Raw genomic sequence first — 21,881 nt, 5'->3', positions numbered from 1 at the left:
CCGGAGCCCGTCAGGCGATGATGATGTCGCTGGATTCGGACTCCGCGTCGTCTTCTGCCTCGGGGGCCTCCGATTTAGGCGCTTCGGCCGGCTCGGCGGGCTGAGCGCGCTCGGCGTCGGCTTCGGACTCCGAGTCGGCCTCGCGCTCCCGGGGCGGGGTCGACGAGCCGACGCCGCTGCCGTCGATGGTGTCCAGGCCGACCTGGTCGTCGACGACGTTCTCCAGTTCGCGGATGCGAACCTTGCACTCGACGAGTTCGTCCGTCAGCCCGTCGACCGTCGCTTCCAGTTCTTTGACGCGCGATTCGAGTTCCTCGACGCGGTTGCCGCTCGCCATACCAAGCAAACCCGCCCCTGACGCCATAAAGTTACGTCAGACATTCACATCCTTTCTGATAGGATCCGGTCCGGGAAAACCGGCCAGTACATGACCTGACGCTGGCGGGGTTCGCCACCCCGCTCCACCGGCCATTAGTCTAGAGCCTGCCGACACGCCGTTGTGCCCGCCCGGTGGGAATTTCCCCCAGACATTAGGGCGTTCACTCTGTACTCGATGACATGTCCACGGAGCCGGAGCCGCCGGGCGGGGTCAATCGTGGCGGCGAGACCCCGGAGCCGACCGCACCGGTCTCGGACGGCGATCCGTCGGTCGACGAGGCCGACGGCGTCGAACTCGAGCGGACCCTGTCGCTGTCGGGCGCGCTCTCCATCGGTATCGGGACGATGATCGGCGCGGGTATCTTCGTCTTCCCGGGAATCGCCGCGGGGGAGGCCGGACCGGCGGCGGCCGCTTCGTTCGCCATCGGCGCGGTCGTCGCGCTCCTGGTCGCGATTCCGACCGCCGAACTCGCGACGGCGATGCCCCGCAGCGGCGGCGGGTACTACTTCATCTCGCGCGGGCTGGGGACGCTCGCCGGAACCGTCGTCGGTATCTCCCTGTGGCTCGGCCTCGTCTTCGCCTCTGCCTTTTACCTGGTCGGCTTCGGCAGCTACGTCGCGGCGGTCCTCTCGGAGGTCGGCGTGGCCATCGGCTTCGACCCCGTGATCGCGTCCGGCCTCCTGTTCGGCGTCTTCCTCACTGCGCTGTCGATGACCGGGACCGAGAACACCGCGAAGCTCCAGAACGGCGTCGTCGGTCTCTTGCTCGTGATCCTGACGCTCTTTCTGAGCTACGGCGGCCTCGACGCGCTCGGCGTCTTCGGTCGCGTCAGCACGCCGGAGGCGTTCGCCCCGTTCGGGCCCTTGCCGATCTTCACGACCGCGGCGCTCGTGTTCACCTCCTACCTCGGCTTCGCGCAGGTCGCGACGGTGGCGGGCGAGATCGAGGAGCCGAGCCGAAACCTCCCGCTGGCGATGGTCGGCTCGGTGGTGATCGTCGGCGTGTTCTACGTCGCGACGGTGTTCGTCGCCACCAGCGCCTTCGAGAGCCAGCGTCTCGCCGGCTTCGGCGAGACGGCGATGGTCGAGGTGGCGCGGAACCTCCTCGGCGCGCCCGGCGCCGTCGCCATCCTGGTCGCGGGACTCCTGGCGACCATCTCCTCGGCCAACGCGTCGATCATGAGCTCCTCGCGGGCCATCTTCGCGCTGAGCCGCGACGCTCTCTTTCCCCGCAAGGCCGGCGTCGTCAACCTCCGGTACGGCACGCCGCACGTCGCACTGTTGCTCGCCGGCGTCCCCGTGGTCGTCCTCGTCGCGAGCGGCGAAGTGGAGGTGCTCGCGGAGGTCGCCTCCTTCCTCCACCTCGTGATGTACGGGCTGATGTGCGTGGCCCTGCTCGCGCTCCGGCGTGACGAACCGGATTGGTACGACCCCGACTTCCGCGTCCCTGGGTATCCGGTCGTGCCGATCCTGGGTGCGCTCGCGAGTTTCGCGCTGATCCTGCTGATGCAACGGCTCTCGCAGATCGTCGGCCTCGGATTGATGGTGGTCGCGGCCGGGTGGTACTATTACTACGCCAGGGACGTTGAGTTACGAGGTGTCCTCTGATGGTTCACGCACTCGTCCCCGTCGAACTCCTCGAGAGCGAGACAGTTCCGCAGGGCGTCATCGAACTGCTGGCACCGGCGAAAGTCACCGTGCTGGGGTATCACGTCATCCCCGAGCAGACCTCGCCCGACCAGGCCCGGCTCTCCTTCGAGGACCGGGCGCGGGACAAACTCGACGACATCGAGGAGGCGCTCGAAACCGCGGGCGCCGACGTGACGACGCGGCTCGTCTTCACGCACGACAGCGAACAGACCTTCGATCGGGTGGCGGCCGAGACCAAGGCCGACGTGGTCGTCCACCTGAACCCGTCGATGGACGCGACGGACCTGCTGGTCGCGCTCCACGGCGCCGTCGCCGCCGAGCGGATCGGCGAGACCGTCGCGGCGCTGGTCGCCGGACGCGACATCGACGTCCGCCTCCGGGAGATCGACGGCGGGGACGAAGACACGCTCAATCTACTCGACCGGGCACGCACGGCGATGGAGGCCGGCGGCGTCGACCCCGATCGGATCGACGCCGAGCGGATCGAGACCGACCGGCCGGTCCGGACCATCGGCGAACTGGCCGCCGGGACCGACGCCACCGTCCTCGGGGAGCGAGCGACCGACTGGCGGGAACTGGTCTTCGGCGACTTCGAAGAACGGGTCGCCGAGGCGTCGCTCGGCGCGGTCCTCGTCGTCCGCCCGAAGGGAGCCGCCGGTGACGACGGTGACGACACCGAAGACGGCGACGACTGACCGACCGAACTCGCGACGTCGCGGTCAGGCGTCGTCCGGATCGATCGTGATCGGGTCGACGGACTCGCCGTCGACGTCACCGGCTGCTTCGGCGTCGCTCTCGGCGGCCCGATCTTCGAGCAGGAGTCCGACGCCGCCGGCGGCGAGCATCCCGACGCCCGCGGCGCGGACCGACCGGACGTACCACGGACGGGGCTCCAGTTCGCCGGTGTTCTCGAAGGCGATGCCCCACAGACGGGCGTTCAGGCGGACGCTCGTCTTCGGTGCGAGGGCGGCGACGACTCCCTGGACGAGCAGCCAGCCGTATCCCAGACGGCGGAGCGTGTCGGTGGCCATACCGGACGTACGCGGAGGACGGCAAAGAAAGCCGTGTTCGCGATCGGCGCCGCCGGTGGTGTGGGATGGCGACGCGGGACTCGCGCGGGTCGTTAGCCTTTAGCCGGCGGCTCTCGAACCGCGGGTAATGACAGCACAGGCTGCCGAAACGGGGGAGCACGTCGCCGTGATCGGGCTGGAGGTGCACGTCCAGCTCGAGACGGCGACGAAGATCTTCTGTGGCTGTTCGACGGCCGACGGCGACGACGAGCCGAACACCCACACCTGCCCCGTCTGTCTCGGCCTCCCCGGCGCCCTGCCGGTCCTCAACGAGGGGGCCGTCGAGGCCGCCGTCAAAGTCGGGAAGGCCATCGACGCCGAAATCCCCGAGGAGACCGCCTTCCACCGGAAGAACTACTACTACCCCGACCTGCCCAAGAACTTCCAGATCACCCAGTACGACGCGCCGATCTGCCAGGACGGCGACCTGGAGTTCTCTGTCGACGGGCAGCGCCGCACCGTCGCCATCCGCCGGGCCCACCTCGAAGAGGACCCAGGCAGCATCAAGCACGTCCGAGAGGGCACGGAGGGCCTGGAGAGCCGCACTGTCTCCATCGAGCGCGCCGACTACACCCTGATCGACTACAACCGCGCCGGCACGCCGCTGATGGAGATCGTCACGGAACCCGACTTCCGCGAGCCCGCGGAGGTCCGCTCCTTCCTCGAGAAACTCGAGGAGGTCCTCGAGTACCTGGGCGTCTTCGACCCCAGCCGCGACGGCTCGCTGCGCATCGACGCCAACCTCTCGCTGGTCCCCGCCGATGAGGTCGACGGCGACGGCGAGATCGACGATACAGTCCTTGCGGACGCGAACCGCACGGAGGTCAAGAACATCTCCAGCCACAAGGGCGCGGAGAAGGCCCTCTCCTTCGAGCGCTCGCGCCAGAAGAAACTCGTCGAGTCCGGCCGCGCCGTCGAGCAGGAGACCCGTCACTTCAACGAGACCCACGGTAACACGGTCTCGATGCGCTCGAAGGAAGAAGAGAAAGATTACCGCTACTTCCGGGAGGCCGACCTGCCCCCGCTGCAGGTGGCCGACTGGAAGGAGCAGATCGCGATCCCGGAACTGCCCGACGCTCGCCGCGAGCGCTTCGCCGACGAGTACGGCCTCAGCGACGAGGCGGCCTCGAAGCTCACCAGCACCAAACAGGTCGCGGACTTCTTCGAGGACCTCGCCGGGGAGTACGACCCCGACCTCGCGGCGACCTGGGTCGCGGACAACCTGCTCGGCGAACTCAACTACCGCGACATGGAGATCACGGAAATCGACGACCGCCTGGACGAGGTGACGCGTCTCGTCGAACTCGTCGCCGAGGACGAGATCACGGCCAAGAACGCCCGCGAGACCGTCCTCCGGTCGATGCTCGACGACGGCAAAGACCCCGATACCGTCGTCGAGGCGGAGGACCTGGGCAAGACCAGCGGCGACGAGGTCGCCGACGCGGTCACCGAAGCGATCGAGGAGAACCCCGGCGCCGTCGAGGACTACCACGGCGGCGACGACGGCGCGATCAACTTCCTCGTCGGCCAGGTGATGCAGAAGACCGGCGGGAGCGCCGACCCCGGCGACGTGAACCAGTTGTTGCGGGAAGCGCTAGAGGAATAGCACCGCGAGCGACCAGTGGGAGCGAGCGCTTTTTCGCCCACGTTTTTCGACTAGTGAGGGAGCTCCGCTCCCTCATACCATGCGAACGGGCCGCTCCGCGGCCCGTGAGCAGAGAGGGGTCGCCGTCGGCGACCCGAGGAGAAAAAGGTGGTCGTGAACCAGTTGCTGCGGGCGGAACTGGACGACTAGTCGTTCTCAGCCGGTATCGTTTCGCAGACCGTCCGCGGCCGCGTCTCTGACCCGCTCGTCAGGGTCGTTCTCACGCGCGTCGCGAAGCGCCTGCCGCGCCGCATCGTTCTCGACCAGGCCGAGCAGCGTCGCCGCCTGCGCTCTGACCGCTGCCGACTCGTCGTCGAGCGCGGCCACGAGCGTCGCCGTCCGTTCGGCGTCCAGATCGGTCAGGTCCTGCGGGGCCGCGCCGCGGTCGAGGGTCGCCAGGAGGTACTCGCGGCCCAGGTCGGCGTCCTCGGGGTTCGATCCCCTGGACTCGCCCGCGGCCGCGACTGAGTCCAGCAGCGCTTCGACCTGGGCGGGCGTGAACTCGTAGGTGACCCGAGTCAGGGCGTGGTAGAGCCCGACCGCGCCCGCGGCCCGGACGCCGGGATCGTCGTCGAGCGCGTAGGGGAGCACGTCGTCGACCGCCGTCGCGTCGGTCGTGATCGTCAGCGCCCGCGCGGCCGCGAGGCGAACCTCGCGGTCCGGGTCGTCCAGCCGGCCGATCAGCGGGTCGGCCGGGACGAGTTCGTGGTAGACCTCGACCGACCCCAGGATCTCCGCAGCCGTCGCGCGGACGAGCGGAGAGCGGTCTTCGAGCGCGTCGAGCACCTCGTCGGTCCCCGCCTGGCCGTGTTGGAGCGGATCGCGTCCGATCTCGCGGATCCGGTCGGCACGGGCTTGGGGATCCGGGCCGTCGCCGCGCTCGTCGGCCGCGCCGGGGAGCCACGCCAGCAGACGCCGGAGCATCGGATGGATCGTGACGGGGGAGGGCAAAAAGTGTTGAGCGAGCGCGAGCGCACCCGCGCGGGAGCGCGTACCCGCGCAGTCCGGCGGTTTCGACACTCCTATTGCCGAAAGCTTTAGAACCGACCTGAACTTATCGTGGACCGATGACCACCCAGGTGTCGGGAGGTGTGATCGCGTGGAACTGATCATCACGGAGAAGGACAACGCCGCGCGACGCATCGCCGAGATCCTCAGCGAGGACAGCGCCGAGGCCGAGCGCCGCAACGGCGTCAACGTCTACCGCTGGGGCGACAAACGCGTCGTCGGCCTCTCGGGCCACGTCGTCGGCGTCGACTTCCCGCCCGAGTACAACGACTGGCGCGACGTCGAACCCGTCGAACTGATCGACGCCGACATCACGAAATCGCCCACGAAGGAAAACATCGTCCGGACGCTACGCGAACTCGCGAAGCGGGCCGACGAGGCCGTCATCGCGACGGACTACGACCGCGAGGGCGAACTCATCGGGAAGGAGGCCTACGAGATCATCCGCGACGAGACCGGCGTGCCGATCCAGCGCGTTCGGTTCTCCTCCATCACCGAGCGCGAGGTCAAAGACGCCTTCGCCGAACCCGACGACCTGGACTTCGACCTTGCGGCCGCGGGCGAGGCCCGACAGATCATCGACCTGATCTGGGGCGCGGCCCTGACCCGTTTCCTCTCCCTCTCGGCGCGGCAACTGGGCGAGGACTTCATCTCCGTCGGCCGGGTGCAGTCGCCGACGCTGAAGCTGATCGTCGACCGCGAGCGCGAGATCGAGGCCTTCGAGCCCGACGACTACTGGGAGCTGTTCGCCGACCTGACCGAGGAGGGGCAGTCCTTCGAGGCGCAGTACTTCTGGGACGACGACGGCAAGGAGGCCGACCGCATCTGGGACGAGGCCGCCGCCGACGAGGCCCACGAGCGCCTGCTCGACGCCGACGCGGCGACGGTCACCGAGGTCCGCCGTCGGACCCGCACCGACGAGCCGCCCGCCCCGTTCAACACCACGCAGTTCATCAGCGCCGCGGGCTCGCTGGGCTACTCCGCCCAGCGGGCGATGAGCATCGCCGAGGAGCTGTACACCGCCGGCTACCTGACGTACCCGCGGACGGACAACACGGTCTACCCCGACGACCTCGACCCGGAGGAACTGCTGGAGGCCTTTACCGAAACGGGCGCGTTCGGCGAGGACGCGGCGGGGCTGCTCAACCTGGACGAGATCGAACCGACCCGCGGCGACGAGGAGACGACCGACCACCCGCCGATCCACCCGACGGGGGAGCTCCCGAACCGGAGCGAACTCGACGACGACGAGTGGGAGGTGTACGAACTCGTCGTCCGCCGGTTCTTCGCGACCGTCGCCGAGGCCGCGACCTGGGAACACCTGCGTGTCGTCGCCGACGCCAACGGCTGTCAGCTGAAGGCCAACGGCAAGCGCCTGGTCGAACCGGGCTACCACGCGGTCTACCCCTACTCCAGCGCGAGCGAGAACTTCGTGCCCGACGTGGAGGAGGGTGCGGAACTCGCCGTCTCGGACGTGGAACTCGAAGCGAAGCAGACCCAGCCGCCGCGCCGCTACGGCCAGTCGCGGCTGATCGAGCGCATGGAGGACATGGGGATCGGGACGAAGGCGACGCGACACAACGTCATCGAGAAGCTCTACGACCGCAATTATATCGAGAACGACCCGCCGCGCCCGACGACGCTCGCGAAGGCGGTCGTCGAGGCCGCCGAGGAGTTCGCCGACCACGTCGTCAGCGAGGACATGACCGCGGAACTGGAGGCGGACATGGCGGCCATCGCCAGCGGCGAGGCGACGCTGGACGACGTGACCGCCGAGTCGCGGGAGATGCTCGACCGCGTGTTCGAGGAACTCCACGAGTCCCGCGAGGAGGTGGGCGACCACCTCCAGCAGTCGCTGAAGGCCGACCGGACGCTCGGACCATGCCCCGAGAGCGACCACGACCTGCTGATCCGGCAGAGCCGCCACGGCTCCCACTTCGTCGGCTGCGACGGCTTCCCCGACTGCCGATACACCCTCCCGCTGCCCAGCACGGGCAAACCGCAGGTGCTGGACGAGGAGTGCGAGGAGCACGGCCTCTCGCACGTCAAGATGCTGGCCGGCCGTGATACATTTGTCCACGGCTGTCCCCAGTGCAAGGCCGACGAGGCCGACGAGAGCGAGGACGAGGTGATCGGTGACTGTCCCGATTGTGGGGAGGGCGCGTCGTCGGAGACGACGCGAGGCGAAGGCGGTGAAACCGCCGAAGCGGGCGGCGAACTCGCCATCAAACAGCTCCGGAACGGCTCGCGACTCGTGGGCTGTACGCGCTATCCCGACTGCGACTACTCGCTCCCGCTGCCCCGCCGCGGCGAGATCGAGGTGACCGACGAGCGCTGTGAGGAACACGACCTGCCCGAGCTGATCGTCCACAACGGCGACGAGCCGTGGGAACTGGGCTGTCCGATCTGCAACTACCGGGAGTACCAGGCCCGCCAGGCCGTCGACGACCTCGTCGACCTGGACGGGCTTGGCGAGCGCACCGCCGAGAAACTGGAAGAGGCCGAGATCGAGACGCTCGACGACCTGAAGACGGTGGACCCCGACGACGTCGCGACGACGGTCCAGGGGGTCAGCGCCGACCAGATCCGGGAGTGGCAACAGCAGGCCGGCGCCGAGGCCGCGGACTGAACTGGTCCGACCGACCCGGCTCGGCTGGCTTTCCGAAGTAGTTTTGAGGGTCGATTGGATTTGGCCGGGTATGAGCGGGCCATGGACGGAGTGGGACCACGTGCTGAAGATCGACCCGGACAAGTCCCTGGTCGACGGCGAGACGTTCGAGGACGTCGCCGCGACCGGGACCGACGCCATCGAGGTGGGCGGTACTACGGGCATGACCGAGGAGAAGATGGCGCGGGTCGTCGACGCCTGCGGGAAGTACGACGTGCCGGTCTACATCGAACCGTCCAATCCCGCCTCCGTCGTCCACAGCGACCGCCACGACGGCTACCTCATCCCCGTCGTGATGAACGCCGGCGACGTGACCTGGATCACCGGCGCGCACAAGGAGTGGATCCGCCTCGACGACGATGTCGACTGGTCCCGCACCTTCACCGAGGCGTACATCGTGCTGAACCCAGAGGCCTCCGTCGCGACGTACACGCAGGCCAACTGCGACCTCGAGGCCGACGAGGTGGCCGCCTACGCCGAGGCGGCCGAACACCTGCTCGGCCAGGAGATCGTCTACGTCGAGTACTCCGGGACGCTCGGCGACACTGAGAAGGTCCAGGCCGCTCACGACGCGCTCGACGACGCGACCCTCTTCTACGGCGGCGGCATCCACGACTACGACTCCGCGCGGCAGATGGCCAGCCACTCGGACGTGATCGTCGTCGGCGACCTGGTCCACGACGAGGGGGCCGACGCAGTGCGCGAGACCGTCGAGGGCGCGAAGGACGCGAAAACGCCGGTGCAGGACTGACGCGGTGACAGAGGGGTCCGATCCCCCGCGGGATTTTCAGAAGACGATGCGCTCGACGACGCGTCGCAGGAGGCCCGGCCGCTCGGAGTCCGCCGGCTGGATCTGGATGGCCGTGCAGTCCACGCTGTCGACGATGCGGTCGGCCGGGCGGCCGAACAGGTTGCTCCGGATGCGGCCGCCGTCGGTGCCGATGATCAAGACGTCGGCCGGGTCGGTCGCGTCGACGAACTCCCGCGCAGGCTCGTCGCTCTCGACGACCGACCGGTAGACCGGCACCGAACAGAGGGCCTCGAGCTCCGCGAGGTACTCGTCCAGCGTCTCCCGCTGTGCGCCCGTCGCGTCGCCGTCGACGGGATAGAGCAGGTCGATCCGGGACCCCGTCTCGGTCGCCAGCGCGTTCGCGACGGTGATCTTCTGTGGGTCGAACGGACCGCGGTCGGTGACGACCGTGATCGAGTGGATGTCGCCGAGGTCGCGCTCCTCGATCAGCAACACGTCGCAGTCTGCCTTCCGGGTGATCCACTCCACGTTCGTCCCGAACACCGACGCGTAGAGGGGGTCGTCCTCGCGCTCGAGCAGGAGGATGTCCGCGTTCTCGTCGGCGGCGAAGTTGACGATGGCCCGCTTGGCGTCGTGGCTGACGATCTCGCCGTAGTGGATCGGGACCTCGAACTCCTCGCTGAGGTCCGCGGTGTAGCGCTCGAAGGCCTCGTCGGCGGCCGACTGGGTCCCCGACACCTGTTCGAGCGGGGCCTGGTCGGGCACCTCGTCGAACTGGACGACGGTGACGCTGCCGTCGTTCTCCCGGGCGATGTCGGCGGCGATCCGGACGAGCGAGCGCTCGCGCGCCTCGCTCGTGTCCTCGTCGATCGCGACGAGGACCTCGTAGCCGTCGATCTTCTCGAAGGTCGACTTCGTCCGCTCGACGGCCCCCTGGCCGATCGCGCGGCGGACGACGTCCGTGGCCGCGCCCTCCCGGGCCACGTTCTCGCGAGCGTAGTAGTAGTACCACAGCATCGACCCGACGGTGATGACGACCGCGCCGACCAGCGGGATCGTCCCCATGAACCCGATGAGGGCGAGGCCGCCGAGGATGCCCGCGATCTGGGTCCAGGGGTACAGCGGCGACTCGAAACTGGGGTCGTACTCGCCGACGTCGCCCTCGCGGAAGGCCACGACGGCGCCGTTGACCAGGGCGAAGACGACGATCTGGAAGGCGCTCGCGAGCTTGGCGATCTCCTCGACCGGGACGAACGCGATGAGCACGAGCATCACGGCGCCCGTCAGCGTGATCGCCTTCGAGGGCGTCCCCCACTTCTCGTGGATCTCGGTAAGTGAAGGGGGCGCGAGCTTGTCGCGGGCCATCGCGAAGGGGTAGCGCGACGAGGAGAGGATGCCCGCGTTGGCAGTGCTGATCAGCGCGAGCACGGCAGCGAGGATTACGGCGACGACGCCCGGCAAGTCGAGCGTCGCTTCCGCCGCGTCGATCATCGGGACCGGGGAGTCGCTCAGCTGCGACGGATCGGTGACGCCGACCATCACGACCACGATCAGGACGTAGAGGACCGTCGTGAACCCGAGCGAGGCCAGGATACCCAGCGGGATGTTCCGATCGGGGTTCTCGATCTCCTCGGCGACGCTCGCGACCTTCGTCACGCCCGCGTAGGAGACGAAGACGAGGCCGGTGGCCGCGAGGAGGCCGGTCGCGCCCTCGGCGAAGAAGCCGCCGTAGTAGGTACTGTCGGCGACCGGCGGGAGGCCCCCCGCCACGAACCAGACCATCGCCGCGAGCATCACCACGACGATGCCGATCTGGAGGCGACCGGTCTGTTTGGCGCCCACGAGGTTGACCGCGACGAGCAGGGCAGCGAGGACCAGCGCGACCGGTTTGACGGGCAGGTCGAACAGGTAGAGGAGGTAGGGGACGCCGCCGACCAGGGCGAGCGCGCCCTTGAACGCGAGCGAGAACCAGGTGCCGACGCCGGCGATGGTGCCCAAAAGCGGCCCCATCCCGCGTTCGATGTAGATGTAGGTCCCGCCGGCTTCGGGCATGGCGGTGGCCATCTCGGCTTTGCTCAGCGCCGCGGGCAAGACGAGGATGCCCGCCACCAGGTAGGCGAGGATGACCGCCGGACCGGCCGTCTTCAGCGCGATGCCGGGGAGGATGAAGATCCCGCTGCCGATCATGGCGCCCACGCTGATCGCGATGACAGCGGGGAGTCCGAGGTCGCGTTCGAGTTCTTTTGGCATTGGTTGGAACGTCGGCGTGGAAAACGCGGTCGCGTTCGCGAACGGGTGCGGGGGACCGGGCTGGACCCTCCCGTTGGGTCACCCATCTGCCCGGAATGGGCTTCGTCGGCTGTTGGGCCCCGAGTTCGATAAGCGGTTGGGGCCCGCGACCCACGACCGCGATTCGTCCGCCGGTTACTCGGACCTATCTGTCGAGTCGGGATAAATGGACCGATGTATTTGTCGAATCCGCAATCGATGGGCAGAAAAAGACCGGACCCGATATGCCCTCACTCGTCGGGCGAGAACCCCTCGTAGGGGTGGACGTACTCGTTGCGGATGATGTCCTCGTCGACGACCTCCAGGCCGAGGGCGTCCAGTTCCTGGCCGATCCGGCTGAGGTCGTCGCCGTCGCGCCCGACCACTTCGACGTGGACGTTCTCGCTGCCGGTCATCACCTCGCGGACGGCGACGACGCCCTCGATCTCCAGGGCTCGCCGCGAGAGCGACTCCCGTTCGGGGATCTCGGCGTTGCAGACGATGAGCGTGTGTAGCTGGAAGCCGGCCCGTTCGTAGTTCACGTCGAGGTAGTAGCCCTCGATGACGCCCTTCTCCTCGAGCTGGCTGATGCGGTTGCGGACGGTGCTGGCGGCGACGTTCGTCTCCTCGGCGATCGTGCTCGCGGAGGTCTTGCGGGCGTTCTCCTGGAGGCGATAGACGATGTGGCGGTCGAGCGCGTCGAGTTCGACGATGTCGTCGCGGTCGCTCATAGCGAGGGGACTGGGTACCGGACAAAAAGTGTACCGTCCCGGACAGCGGCGGCGGCTCCACGCCGTGACGGGAAACGGCGGGGCTTAAGTCCCGGCCGCCGATACCGGACTGCATGGACGACCGCACCTACACCGCGGACGCCGAGCCGGGCCAGACCGTCACGGTCGCCGGCTGGGTCCACGAGATCCGGGACCTCGGCGGCATCGCCTTCATCATCGTACGGGACGCGACCGGGAAGATCCAGGTCAAGTTCGAGAAAGACGAGATGGACGACGACCTCGTCGAGACGGGCCTGGACGTCCACCGCGAGAGCGTGGTCGCCGTCACCGGCGCGGTCGAGGAGGAAGACCGCGCGCCCACGGGCGTCGAGATCGTCCCCGAATCGGTCGACGTGGTCGCCCCGGCGGACCCCGAACTGCCGCTGGACCCCTCCGGCAAGGTCGACGCCGAACTCCCGACCCGGCTGGACAACCGGACGCTCGACCTCCGCAAACCCGAAGTGAAGGCCATCTTCGAGATCCGCGCCGCCGCCCTCGAGTCGGTCCGCGACGCCTTCCGCGACCTCGGCTGTACCGAGATCAACACCCCGAAGATCGTCGCCACGGGGACCGAGGGCGGGACCGAGCTGTTCCCGATCACCTACTTCGGCCAGGAGGCCTTCATGAACCAGAGCCCGCAGCTGTTCAAGCAGCTGATGGTCGGCTCCGGCCTCGAACGCGTCTTCGAGATCGGTCCGATCTTCCGCGCCGAGGAGCACAACACGCCCCGCCACCTCAACGAGGCGACCTCCATCGACTTCGAGTCGGCCTTCTACGACCACACCCAGGCCATGGACGCCTGCGAGCAGATCGTCAAGGCCGCCTACGAGGGCGTCGCAGAGAACTGCCAGGAGCAACTGGAAGCGCTGGATCTCCAAGACGAATTCGAGGTCCCCGAGGGCGACTTCCCGCGCATCAGCTACGAGGACGCTCTCGACCGGATCAACGCGACGGGCGAGATCGACGAGGTGCTCGTCTGGGGCGACGACCTCTCGACGGAGGCCGAACACGCGCTCGGCCAGGAGGTCGGCGAACACTACTTCATCACCGACTGGCCCAGCGAGATCAAGCCCTTCTACATCAAGGACCACGACGACGACGCGGAGGTCTCGACGGGCTTCGACATGATGCACCCGTCGATGGAACTGGTCTCCGGGGGCCAGCGTGAACACCGCTACGACCGCCTCGTCGAAGGCTTCGAACAGCAGGGCCTCGACCCCGAGGCCTTCGAGTACTACACCAAGATGTTCAAGTACGGCATGCCGCCCCACGCCGGGTGGGGCCTCGGCGGCGAGCGTCTCATCATGACGATGCTCGGGCTGGGGAACATCCGGGAGGCGGTTCTGTTCCCGCGAGACCGTCAGCGACTCAGTCCGTAGGACTGATCGCTGGCAGTCGAGCGGGAGCTCGTCACGAGCGTAGCGAAGTGACGGTGTTCCCGCGAGACCGTCAGCGAGTGAGCCCCTGAGTCGGCTCAGCCGTCGGCTTCGCCGACCGCCTGCTCGCGCAACTCGCCGGTGAGGTGGAGGCCGTGGCTGTCGATCCGCCGAACGACGCGTTTGGCCTGTGACTGTGAGAAGTACTTGTCGGAGATGGCCGCTCGAACCACCACGCCGAACGTGCCGGTGACGGTGGCGCCGAATCCCTCGGCGACGGTCCGGAGTCGGCGGTCGTCGGAGATCAGCCCCACGGCGATGTCGTCCTCGCCGGCGGCCTCGTCGGTCGCCCCGAGGACGGCTTCGAGGACGCGGACGTCGCTCCCGGGCTCGGTTGCGTCGAGAACCCGCAGCGCGTCCTCGGTCCAGTCGGTCTCGACCGGGCCGGTCAGGACGTCCCGGTCGTCGACGAAACGGTCGAGGTTCGTCCGGGCCGGCTCCTCGGTCACCTCGGTGCGAACAGCGTCGGGGATCGCCACGGTGCCGTCGAAGGCACCGAGCAGTTCGAGTTCGCCGACCTGGCCCAGCGAGACGAGCGTGGTCGCGTCGACGTAGATGCGCGTCACAGCTCCCTCGCGTTGTCGGCGTCCCGGCGGAAGTCCGCGGGCGTCAACTGCGTGGTCAGGTTGCGCTCGCGAGCCACCTCGAGCCACTCGGCGACCGACAGGCCCGAGATCCGTGCCGCCTCGGTGACCGCCACGTCGCCCTGCTGGTAGCGCCCGACGGCCTCCCGGGTCCGCAACTCCGCCAGTCCCTCCTCGAGGGCCTTCCGGATCGTCGTGCTCCGGTCGTCGTCCAGCAACTCGGCGACGGCCTCCAGTTCCTCCAGCTCGTCTTCCGACAGCCGCGCGCTGATCGTCGGCATGTTTACGGAGTACTAGGACGCACACAATGAACCTTCCCCCACGGTGTCCCGATTCCACCATCGAACGGTGCTAGCACCCCACTGCGGATACAGTTATGCCGTATTCCGTCGTATCCAGGTGGGTATGTCCACGCTAGCAGCAACCGACGGGACCGAAGGGGAGTGGGTCGACGTCCGCATGACCGACCCCGACCAGGGAGAGTGGGAACTCGACGCCGTCGTCGTCGACGGGCGGACGGAGCACGTCGAACTCAGAGTCCGAGCCGATCTGGTCGAGTCGTTCGTCACGTGCCTGACCGAGGACCTCCCGAAATCCCGCATCCGGGATATCAGGGCGAAACTTGGGGCGGCGGCCGGGATGGACGACGACGAATCCGCCGACACCAGCGACGAAGGCGACGCCTCGGCGTCGCAGGACTGACGGCGCAGGTCGAAGCCGGCGCTTTTTCGAGGACCGATTGGGACCCGACCGACCGGTCCGAATAACGGGGTATCTGTGCGGTGAAAATATGTTATCTTAGCGATAGCTATCGCCCAATCCGGGGTGGATTCGACACTGACCCCGTAATTTAAACATACCAGAACTCTAATATCTACCGGCAGGAGGGAAATAAATATTTCTTTTCCTGCAATGTGATACCAATGACAGAAAAAGAGTTCAGGACCGGAGAGATCGACCGATCGCCGCCGCGTTACGACCGAGCGATACGGCGGGCGTGGCGGGCGCTGGATCGGAAGTGGCGGGCGTTCAAGTACAGTTCGCTGTACGTCGCCGTCCTCGCGATGACGGAGGTCGGCGTCGCGATGTTGCTGCTGGAACTGCCGGCGAATCCCGCGCCGCTCGTCGTCGGGTTGGTGACCTTCGCCGTGTACGCGACCGATCGGATCACCGACGTTGAGACGGACGCGCTCACCGACCGTCGAAAGGCCGAATTCGTCCGGCGATACGAACGGTTCCTCTATCCGCTGGCGGCGATGGCCTACGGGCTGGCGGTCACCCTCGCGGTGCTGGGCGGCCCGATCGCGCTCGCGCTGACGCTCCTTCCGGGGGCGTTCTGGATCTTCTACGCCTCGAGCTGGTTCGACGGCGTCAGCGAGACCTTCTACCGGCTGAAAGAGCAATTCCTGCTGAACACGACGATGATCGCGGTGGCGTGGGCCGTCACGCTGACCTTCCTGCCCCTCGCCTTCGCCGCGGAGGGGTTCTCCCTCGCCGCTTTCGTGGTGTTCGCGTACTTCTTCCTCCGGGTCTTCGTCCTCGCGGAGGTCTCGAACATCCCCGACCGGGTCGGCGACGAAGTGATCGGCGTGGACACCATTCCAGTGCGCTACGGCGTCGACGGGACCCGGCGCGCGCTCTACCTGGTGAACCTCCTGACGGCGGGGCTGCTCGTCGTCGCAGCTCTCGGCGGTCGCCTGTCCTCGTCCCTCGTCGTTCCCCTGTTCGTCGCCACGGGGTACTCCCTCGTCGCGATCGGCCTGATCGGTCGCTGGGACAACAGTTCCGCGCTCTCACAGGTCGTCGAATCTGAACACTTCGTGACGTTTGTCCTCCTCTGGCTGTTTGTCCCACTGATCTGAACGTTTAATTTACCCCAGACTTACTCCTTTATTATAAGATACCCGACAGAGTTATGCGGTAACGCTCCCTCGAAAACGAAAAGTGTGGAGCATCGACACACTTTCGGCCGTCTACGCGATCACCCTCGGCGTCGGCGTCACCGCCACGCTCATCGCCTGGCGTGAACGGGACGAACCCGGCGCGCTGCCGCTAATGGGGATGTTCGTCGGCCAGTGTCTGTGGGTGACCTTCTCCCTGTTCGACCTCCAGTCGACGACCTTCGAAGGAAAGTTGCTGTGGAGCGAGTTGCTCTGGATCGGCGTCGTCATCATCCCGGTCGCCTGGCTGCTGTTCTCGCTCGAGTACACCGGTCGCGATCAGTACGTCACGCCGCGGTTCGTCCTCGCGCTCTCGATCGTGCCGGCGATCACGGTGGTACTCGCGCTGACGAGCAGATCGCACGAACTACTGTACACCGCGTCGGAACTCGTCGTCTTCCGGGGCGAGACGTTCCTGAACCGGACGATCGGCCCCTGGATCTGGGTCATCATGGCGTACACGTACCTGCTGGGGGTCCTTGGATCGATCCCGCTGCTCGACTTCATACGGTCCGAGTCGCGGCAGTTCCGCGGCCAGAGCGCGGCGATCCTCCTGGGCACGCTGGCCCCGTGGGTGAGCAACGCGCTCTTTCTCGGCGGCGTGATCTCGTTCCCGGCGTTCGACCCGACGCCGATCGCCTTCCTCGTCTCCGGCGTGGCGTATCTCGGCGCCGTCACGCAGTTCCAGCTGTTCAGCACGACGCCGTCGGCCAGCCAGCACGCCCGTCGCCTCTTCATCGACCAGTTGCGGGAAGGCGTGATCGTCGTCGACGACCACGGGTTCGTGGTCGACATGAACGACAGCGCGCGGGAGATCTTCGGCGTCGGCACGGAGCAGGTCCTTGGGGAGCGCGCCCGCGACCTGTTCCGACGCTGCGAGACGCGCGATTGGGAGGCGTTCCGCGCCGGCCAGGGAACGATCCAGAGCCCGTACACGGACACGCTCTACGACATGACGCGGACGGAGATCACGGACAGTCACGATCGGACCGTCGGCACGATCATCTCCTTCCACGACATCGGCGACCACGTCCGGAACCAGCAGCGCCACGAGGTTCTCAACAGGCTCTTCCGGCACAACATCCGGACGCAGACGAACCTCATCATCAGCCACGCCGAACTGCTCGAGTCCGACGGCGACCTCGGTGACGTCGCCGCGATCACCGACGGCGCGTACGGCATCGAGGAGACGGCCGAGAAGGCCCGGAAGATCCTGGACCTCTTCGAGCGGAGCAGGGGACACTCGGCCCCCTCGGAACTCTCGGGCCTTCTGGCCGGCTGTCTCGGGCGGACGGCGGACCGGTATCCCGACGCGACCGTCGAGTGCGAACCCGTTCCGGACGGCGTGTACGTCGACGACATCCTCGAGACGGTGTTCCTGAACATCCTCGACAACGCCGTCGCGCACAACGACGACCCGAACCCACGGGTCCGCGTGAGCGTCGAACGGCTGGACGGGTCCGTGGCCATCGAGTTCGCCGACGACGGGCCGGGTATCGACGAGTACGAACGGTCGGTCATCGAGCGCGGCAGCGAGGACGCGCTCCAGCACGGGAGCGGCCTGGGGCTCTGGCTGATCAAGTGGGGGACCGAGATCGCGGGCGGGGAGGTGTCGTTCCGGGCCAACGAGCCGTCCGGGACGGTGCTCACCGTCACGGTGCCGGAGTCCGAGCAGCCCGAGGAGCGCCCGACGGATCTGGAGCGACTGATCGAGCCGTAACGACCGGGGTTTATTCGGACGGGGGTCCGACGGGGGAGCATGACGGAAGTCGAGGCGTTCGTCCCCGGGCACGTGACGGGCTTCTTCACGATCCACCGGGACGACGACCCCACGAAGGCGGGCTCGCAGGGCGCGGGCCTGACGCTGACCGACGGCGTGACGGTCACCGTCCGACCGGCAGAGGAGACCAGCGTCCGCTGTAACGACGTGCCGGTCGATATGGACGCCGTCGAGACGGTGCTGGACACCCTGCAGGCCACCGCCCGGGTGGACGGCCAGACGCCACTCCCCATCGGCTCGGGCTTCGGCGTCTCCGGCGCGATGGCGCTCGGCACCGCACTGGCGGTCAACGAGGCCTTCGACCGCCGGCTCTCGACGAACGAACTGGTCACGATCGCCCACGGCGCGGAGGTCCAGGCCGGGACCGGGCTGGGCGACGTCGTGGCCCAGGCCCACGGCGGGGTCCCGATCCGGCTGGAGCCCGGCGGGCCGCAGGACAATCTGCTCGACGCGATTCCCGCGCGCGGACCCGTGGAGTACCACACCCTCGGCGAGCTCTCGACCGAGGAGGTCATCTCCGGGGGGACGGACCTGCTCGACCAGGCCGGCAAGCGCGCCCTCTCGATGGTCGTCGAAGAACCGACGGTCCCGACGTTCATGCGCGCCGCGCGGCAGTTCGCCCGCGAGGCCGAACTGCTCACGCCCGACGTGCGGGACGTCATCCTCGACGTGAACGAGGCCGGCGGCGACGCCTCGATGGCGATGCTGGGCCAGACGGTGTTCTCCGTCGACGGCGGACTCTCCGCGGCCGGGTACGACCCCTCGACCTGCCGGATCGACCCGGCGGGAGCCCGTTTGCTGGAGTGAGGGTCCAACGCCGGCTTCGAAGGGACGTGTGAACCAACCACACGTTTAAGGTACCGAGTGGACCAACCGGCAAGCGAACCTATGGCAACCGGATCGCAACCGGGTGGCGTCCTCTACGGGGTCTACGACGAGTACGTGGGGGAAGCCCGGACCAAACCGGCGGTGTACGGCTACTGGATACTGGTCGCGGGGCTGGTGGCGATTCTCTCCGGTCTCGCCGCGTTGCTCCTCGGGCGCGCCGGCCTGCTGGGCCTCTCCGCGGTCGCGGTCACCGAACTCGCCCTGATCCTCGCGCTGGCCGGCCTGCCGGCCTTCCTGCTCGGGACGGTCCTCCACCTGCCGCTGCGGCGGCTGGCGGTCCCGGTCGCGGTACTGGGCGCGCTCGTCTCCGTGGCCTCGGTGGGCTACTTCCTCCAGATCTTCCCGAACCAGTGGGGACTCTCGCGGGCGCAGGGACAGCTATTCCTCGCGGGCTACGGCGGCGGGCTGGCGATCCTGGCGCTGGTCGCCGCGCTCGTTCCAGTGGTGACAGGCCGGCGCAGCTACTTCCTGCCCGAGGAGGACGCGGCGGACATGGGCTGGATCGCCGAAGTGGAGTCCGAACCGCGGGTCTCGGACGTCCTGATGGGCGAGGCGACCCGGGACGGCGTCTTCGCCGTCTTCCCCGACGAGGCGGGGTGGCGCTGGTGGTTCGTCGAGCAGGCGGCCGTGGCCGACGGCACCGCGCAGTTCGAGACCCAGTCCGACGCCGAGACCGCTCTCGAGGGGATCAAGACGACGGTCGCCGGCGCGAGCCTGCTGGAGATAAACACCGCCGCGTTCCGCCTCTACCGGGACGAGTCGGGCGTCCGCTGGACGCTGGTCGACGAGGACGGCGTCGTCCTGGCCGACAGCGACGGCCGATACGCCGACCGCGAGAAGGCCGAGAACGGCGTCAATCTCCTGAAAGAACACGGCCCGGGCGCCTCGCTCCTGGACGTCGACGAGGGGGCCTTCGAGGTGTACGCCGACGGAGCCGACTGGCGCTGGCGACTGGTCGACGAGGACCGGGGCGTCCTCGGCGAGAGCCCGACGGCCTACGAGGACCGCGAGGGCGCGGAGGCCTCGGTGGCCGAGATCCGGGAGGTCGCGACGGCCTCGCCGGTGATGGACGTCGAAGGGGTCGGCTTCGAACTGATCGAGGACGAGGGGACCTGGCGCTGGGAACTGGTCGACGCCGACGACGAGACGATCGCGGTCGCCAGCGACGAGTACCAGGACCGCGACGCCGTCGAGGCCGCGGTGCGCCGGATCATGGACGGGGCGATCGACGTCCCCTTCATCGAGGCCGGCTCGCCCGCCTACGAGATCGTCGAGGCCGAGGAGGGTGGGTGGTGCTGGCGGCTGGTCGACACCGAGGACGAGATCGTCGCCCGGAGCGAGGGCGCGGTGCCCTCCGAGGAGAGCGGCCGGTCGGTCGTGCGGCGGGTGAAGGACGTCGTCGAGACGACCGCGGTCGTCGAACTCGACGACGCGGAGTACGAGATCTACCCGGAGGGCGACGTCTGGGCCTGGCGGCTGGTCACGGAGGACCGGACGACCGTCGCCCGGAGTCCGGCGAGTGCGACCTTCGAGGACCCGGAGGCGGCCGAAGCCGCCGTCGAGCGGATCCGCGAGGAGGTCGAGACGGCCGACCGCATCGAGTTCGACAGCGCGGCCTTCCACCTCTACGAGGCCGACGAGGGGGCCTGGAACTGGCGGCTGATCGACGCCGACGGGAGCGTCGTCTCCGACAGCGGGCAGGAACACGCCTCCCGCGAGGACGCCGCGTCTGCGATGAACACGATGAAAGAACACGCCCCGGAGGCAGATCTGGTCGAGATCGACAGCGCCGCCCTCGAACTGTACCGGGCCGAAGGGAGCGGGACGAACGGCGCCGCCTCGGACGCCGAGGCCGACGCGGAGTGGCACTGGCGGCTCGTCGACGCCACCGGGCAGACGCTGGCGACCAGTCCCGGCCGCTACGGGGACGACGAGGCGGCCCGGGACGCCATGGACTCGCTCTCGCTGCTGGCCCCGGACGCCGACGCCCGGCGGATGGACGCCGCCGTCTTCCAGGTGTACGTCGGCGACGAGGAGCCCCGGCAGTGGCGCTGGCGGCTGATCCATCCCGACGGGAGCGTCGTCGCCCGGAGCGTCGGCGGCTTCACCGACCGGGAGTCCGCGTCGGAGTCCGCCCGGACCGTCGCCGGGTTCGCGGCCGACGCGGCCGTCCACACCGTCGAGGACCTCGCGATCCGCTTTTCGGTCACCGACGGCGAGGAGGGCGAGGCCTGGGAGTGGGAACTCGTCGACCGCGATCGAAACGTCCTGTCGGTCGGCACCGAGACCTTCCCCTCCCGCGACGCGGTGGCCTCGACCGCCCGGCTGGTCCGGGACAACGCCGGCGGCGCGAGCGTGTTCGCCGTCGACCCCGCCGCGTTCCGCCTCGAGGAGAGCGACGAGGGCTGGCGCTGGCGGCTTGTCGGCCCGGACCGGGACACCCTGGCGGTCGGCGCCCGGACGACCGACGACCGGGAGGGCGCTCGCGCCGACCTCACCCGCGCCCGCGAGATCGCGGGCGGCGCCGGCCTGCTCGACTTCGACCTGGCGGCCTTCGAGATCACCGAACTCGATGGGAGCGATCGACCCGACGGGTCGCGATCCGCGACGACTCGACGGTCCACCGGTGGCTGGATCTGGCGGTTCGTCGATACCGCCGGCAACACCGTCGGGCGCAGCGGCCCCACCTTCGACTCGCGGGGCGAGGCCGAGCGCGCGCTCGCGTCGATCCGCGAACTGCTGACCGCGGCCAGTCTGCTGGAGATCGAGTCGCCGACCTTCGAGCTCCACGAGGACACCGAGGCGGCGGCCGAGTCGGCCGACGACGTCGCGGCGCAGGGGGCCGAGCGATCCGGTGGGTGGCGCTGGCGGCTGGTCGACACCGACGGGTCGACCGTCGCCGAGAGCATGCGGACATACCCCACCCGCCGCGAGGCCCGGGAGGCACTGGGCGGCCTCCGGGAGTTCGGGCCCGACGCCGCCACAGAGACGCAGGCCTGACCGCGAGCGGACGGCCGGCCACCGGGCGATTTTTTGCACCCGAGG

General features: G+C 68.4%; 18 protein-coding genes. 11 read left to right on the top strand and 7 right to left on the bottom strand.

Features of this window, described 5'->3' with window-relative positions; genetic code table 11:
* Positions 1 to 10 precede the first annotated feature (10 nt).
* Positions 11 to 337 carry a DUF7518 family protein gene (locus tag U5918_RS05490; RefSeq protein ID WP_336000084.1) on the bottom strand — a complete coding sequence of 109 codons (327 nt, stop codon included), beginning with the start codon at positions 335 to 337 and terminating at the stop codon, positions 11 to 13.
* A gap of 221 nt (positions 338 to 558) precedes the next feature.
* On the opposite strand from U5918_RS05490, the gene U5918_RS05485 reads away from it, so the two are divergent.
* Both U5918_RS05485 and U5918_RS05480 read left to right on the top strand, forming a co-directional pair.
* Positions 559 to 1,986, top strand: a complete 1,428-nt coding sequence (locus U5918_RS05485) for an APC family permease (RefSeq protein WP_336000083.1) — start codon at positions 559 to 561, stop codon at positions 1,984 to 1,986.
* Complete coding sequence (locus U5918_RS05480; protein ID WP_336000081.1) at positions 1,986 to 2,723, top strand: universal stress protein; 738 nt, start codon at positions 1,986 to 1,988, stop codon at positions 2,721 to 2,723. The genes U5918_RS05485 and U5918_RS05480 overlap by 1 nt, the downstream gene beginning before the upstream one ends.
* Positions 2,724 to 2,747: 24 nt before the next feature.
* Here the strand turns inward: U5918_RS05480 and U5918_RS05475 are convergent, their stop codons facing one another.
* Positions 2,748 to 3,059 carry a DUF6199 family natural product biosynthesis protein gene (locus tag U5918_RS05475; protein WP_336000080.1) on the bottom strand — a complete coding sequence of 104 codons (312 nt, stop codon included), beginning with the start codon at positions 3,057 to 3,059 and terminating at the stop codon, positions 2,748 to 2,750.
* Between the two features lie 127 nt (positions 3,060 to 3,186).
* On the opposite strand from U5918_RS05475, the gene gatB reads away from it, so the two are divergent.
* A complete protein-coding gene (gene gatB, locus U5918_RS05470; RefSeq protein ID WP_336000079.1) occupies positions 3,187 to 4,704 on the top strand; it encodes an Asp-tRNA(Asn)/Glu-tRNA(Gln) amidotransferase subunit GatB in 1,518 nt (505 codons plus the stop codon).
* A gap of 195 nt (positions 4,705 to 4,899) precedes the next feature.
* On the opposite strand, the gene U5918_RS05465 is transcribed toward gatB, so the two are convergent.
* Positions 4,900 to 5,667: a HEAT repeat domain-containing protein gene (locus U5918_RS05465; RefSeq protein ID WP_336000078.1), complete on the bottom strand. Its 768-nt coding sequence runs from the start codon at positions 5,665 to 5,667 to the stop codon at positions 4,900 to 4,902.
* A gap of 175 nt (positions 5,668 to 5,842) precedes the next feature.
* Between U5918_RS05465 and U5918_RS05460 the strand changes: the two genes are divergently transcribed.
* Together U5918_RS05460 and U5918_RS05455 are read left to right on the top strand one after the other, a co-directional pair.
* Complete coding sequence (locus U5918_RS05460; protein WP_336000076.1) at positions 5,843 to 8,380, top strand: DNA topoisomerase I; 2,538 nt, start codon at positions 5,843 to 5,845, stop codon at positions 8,378 to 8,380.
* A gap of 70 nt (positions 8,381 to 8,450) precedes the next feature.
* A complete protein-coding gene (locus U5918_RS05455) occupies positions 8,451 to 9,170 on the top strand; it encodes a phosphoglycerol geranylgeranyltransferase (RefSeq protein ID WP_336000074.1) in 720 nt (239 codons plus the stop codon).
* Between the two features lie 36 nt (positions 9,171 to 9,206).
* Here U5918_RS05455 and U5918_RS05450 read toward each other — a convergent pair whose 3' ends face one another.
* Together U5918_RS05450 and U5918_RS05445 are read right to left on the bottom strand one after the other, a co-directional pair.
* The gene (locus U5918_RS05450; RefSeq protein WP_336000073.1) at positions 9,207 to 11,420 is read right to left on the bottom strand and encodes a universal stress protein; all 2,214 of its coding nucleotides are present in this window, start codon (positions 11,418 to 11,420) and stop codon (positions 9,207 to 9,209) included.
* 269 nt (positions 11,421 to 11,689) lie between these two features.
* Positions 11,690 to 12,169 carry an Lrp/AsnC family transcriptional regulator gene (locus tag U5918_RS05445; protein WP_336000071.1) on the bottom strand — a complete coding sequence of 160 codons (480 nt, stop codon included), beginning with the start codon at positions 12,167 to 12,169 and terminating at the stop codon, positions 11,690 to 11,692.
* Positions 12,170 to 12,282: 113 nt separating this feature from the next.
* On the opposite strand from U5918_RS05445, the gene aspS reads away from it, so the two are divergent.
* Complete coding sequence (gene aspS / locus U5918_RS05440; protein WP_336000068.1) at positions 12,283 to 13,587, top strand: aspartate--tRNA(Asn) ligase; 1,305 nt, start codon at positions 12,283 to 12,285, stop codon at positions 13,585 to 13,587.
* Between the two features lie 95 nt (positions 13,588 to 13,682).
* Here aspS and U5918_RS05435 read toward each other — a convergent pair whose 3' ends face one another.
* Together U5918_RS05435 and U5918_RS05430 are read right to left on the bottom strand one after the other, a co-directional pair.
* Positions 13,683 to 14,210, bottom strand: coding sequence for a PIN domain-containing protein (locus U5918_RS05435; protein ID WP_336000067.1), 528 nt, complete (start codon positions 14,208 to 14,210; stop codon positions 13,683 to 13,685).
* Positions 14,207 to 14,509, bottom strand: coding sequence for a UPF0175 family protein (locus U5918_RS05430; RefSeq protein ID WP_336000066.1), 303 nt, complete (start codon positions 14,507 to 14,509; stop codon positions 14,207 to 14,209). The genes U5918_RS05435 and U5918_RS05430 overlap by 4 nt, the downstream gene beginning before the upstream one ends.
* Before the next feature lie 124 nt (positions 14,510 to 14,633).
* Here U5918_RS05430 and U5918_RS05425 point away from each other — a divergent pair, with 124 nt between their 5' ends.
* From U5918_RS05425 to U5918_RS05405, 5 genes are all read left to right on the top strand, one after another.
* Positions 14,634 to 14,930 (top strand): hypothetical protein, encoded by a 297-nt coding sequence (locus tag U5918_RS05425; protein WP_336000065.1) that lies wholly within the window; start codon positions 14,634 to 14,636, stop codon positions 14,928 to 14,930.
* A gap of 221 nt (positions 14,931 to 15,151) precedes the next feature.
* The gene (locus U5918_RS05420) at positions 15,152 to 16,090 is read left to right on the top strand and encodes a UbiA family prenyltransferase (RefSeq protein ID WP_336000062.1); all 939 of its coding nucleotides are present in this window, start codon (positions 15,152 to 15,154) and stop codon (positions 16,088 to 16,090) included.
* A gap of 82 nt (positions 16,091 to 16,172) precedes the next feature.
* On the top strand, positions 16,173 to 17,888 hold the full coding sequence (locus U5918_RS05415; protein ID WP_336000060.1) for a histidine kinase N-terminal 7TM domain-containing protein: 1,716 nt from the start codon (positions 16,173 to 16,175) through the stop codon (positions 17,886 to 17,888).
* A 39-nt stretch (positions 17,889 to 17,927) separates the two neighbouring features.
* Positions 17,928 to 18,755 carry a pantoate kinase gene (locus U5918_RS05410; RefSeq protein ID WP_336000059.1) on the top strand — a complete coding sequence of 276 codons (828 nt, stop codon included), beginning with the start codon at positions 17,928 to 17,930 and terminating at the stop codon, positions 18,753 to 18,755.
* A gap of 81 nt (positions 18,756 to 18,836) precedes the next feature.
* Positions 18,837 to 21,836 (top strand): DUF1508 domain-containing protein, encoded by a 3,000-nt coding sequence (locus U5918_RS05405; protein WP_336000058.1) that lies wholly within the window; start codon positions 18,837 to 18,839, stop codon positions 21,834 to 21,836.
* Positions 21,837 to 21,881 lie beyond the last annotated feature (45 nt).

Source organism: Halorientalis sp. LT38, assembly GCF_037031225.1.
Classification (GTDB): domain Archaea; phylum Halobacteriota; class Halobacteria; order Halobacteriales; family Haloarculaceae; genus Halorientalis; species Halorientalis halophila.
Note: the sequence above shows the minus strand (reverse complement) of the source record. Positions and strands in the feature narration are given on the sequence as shown.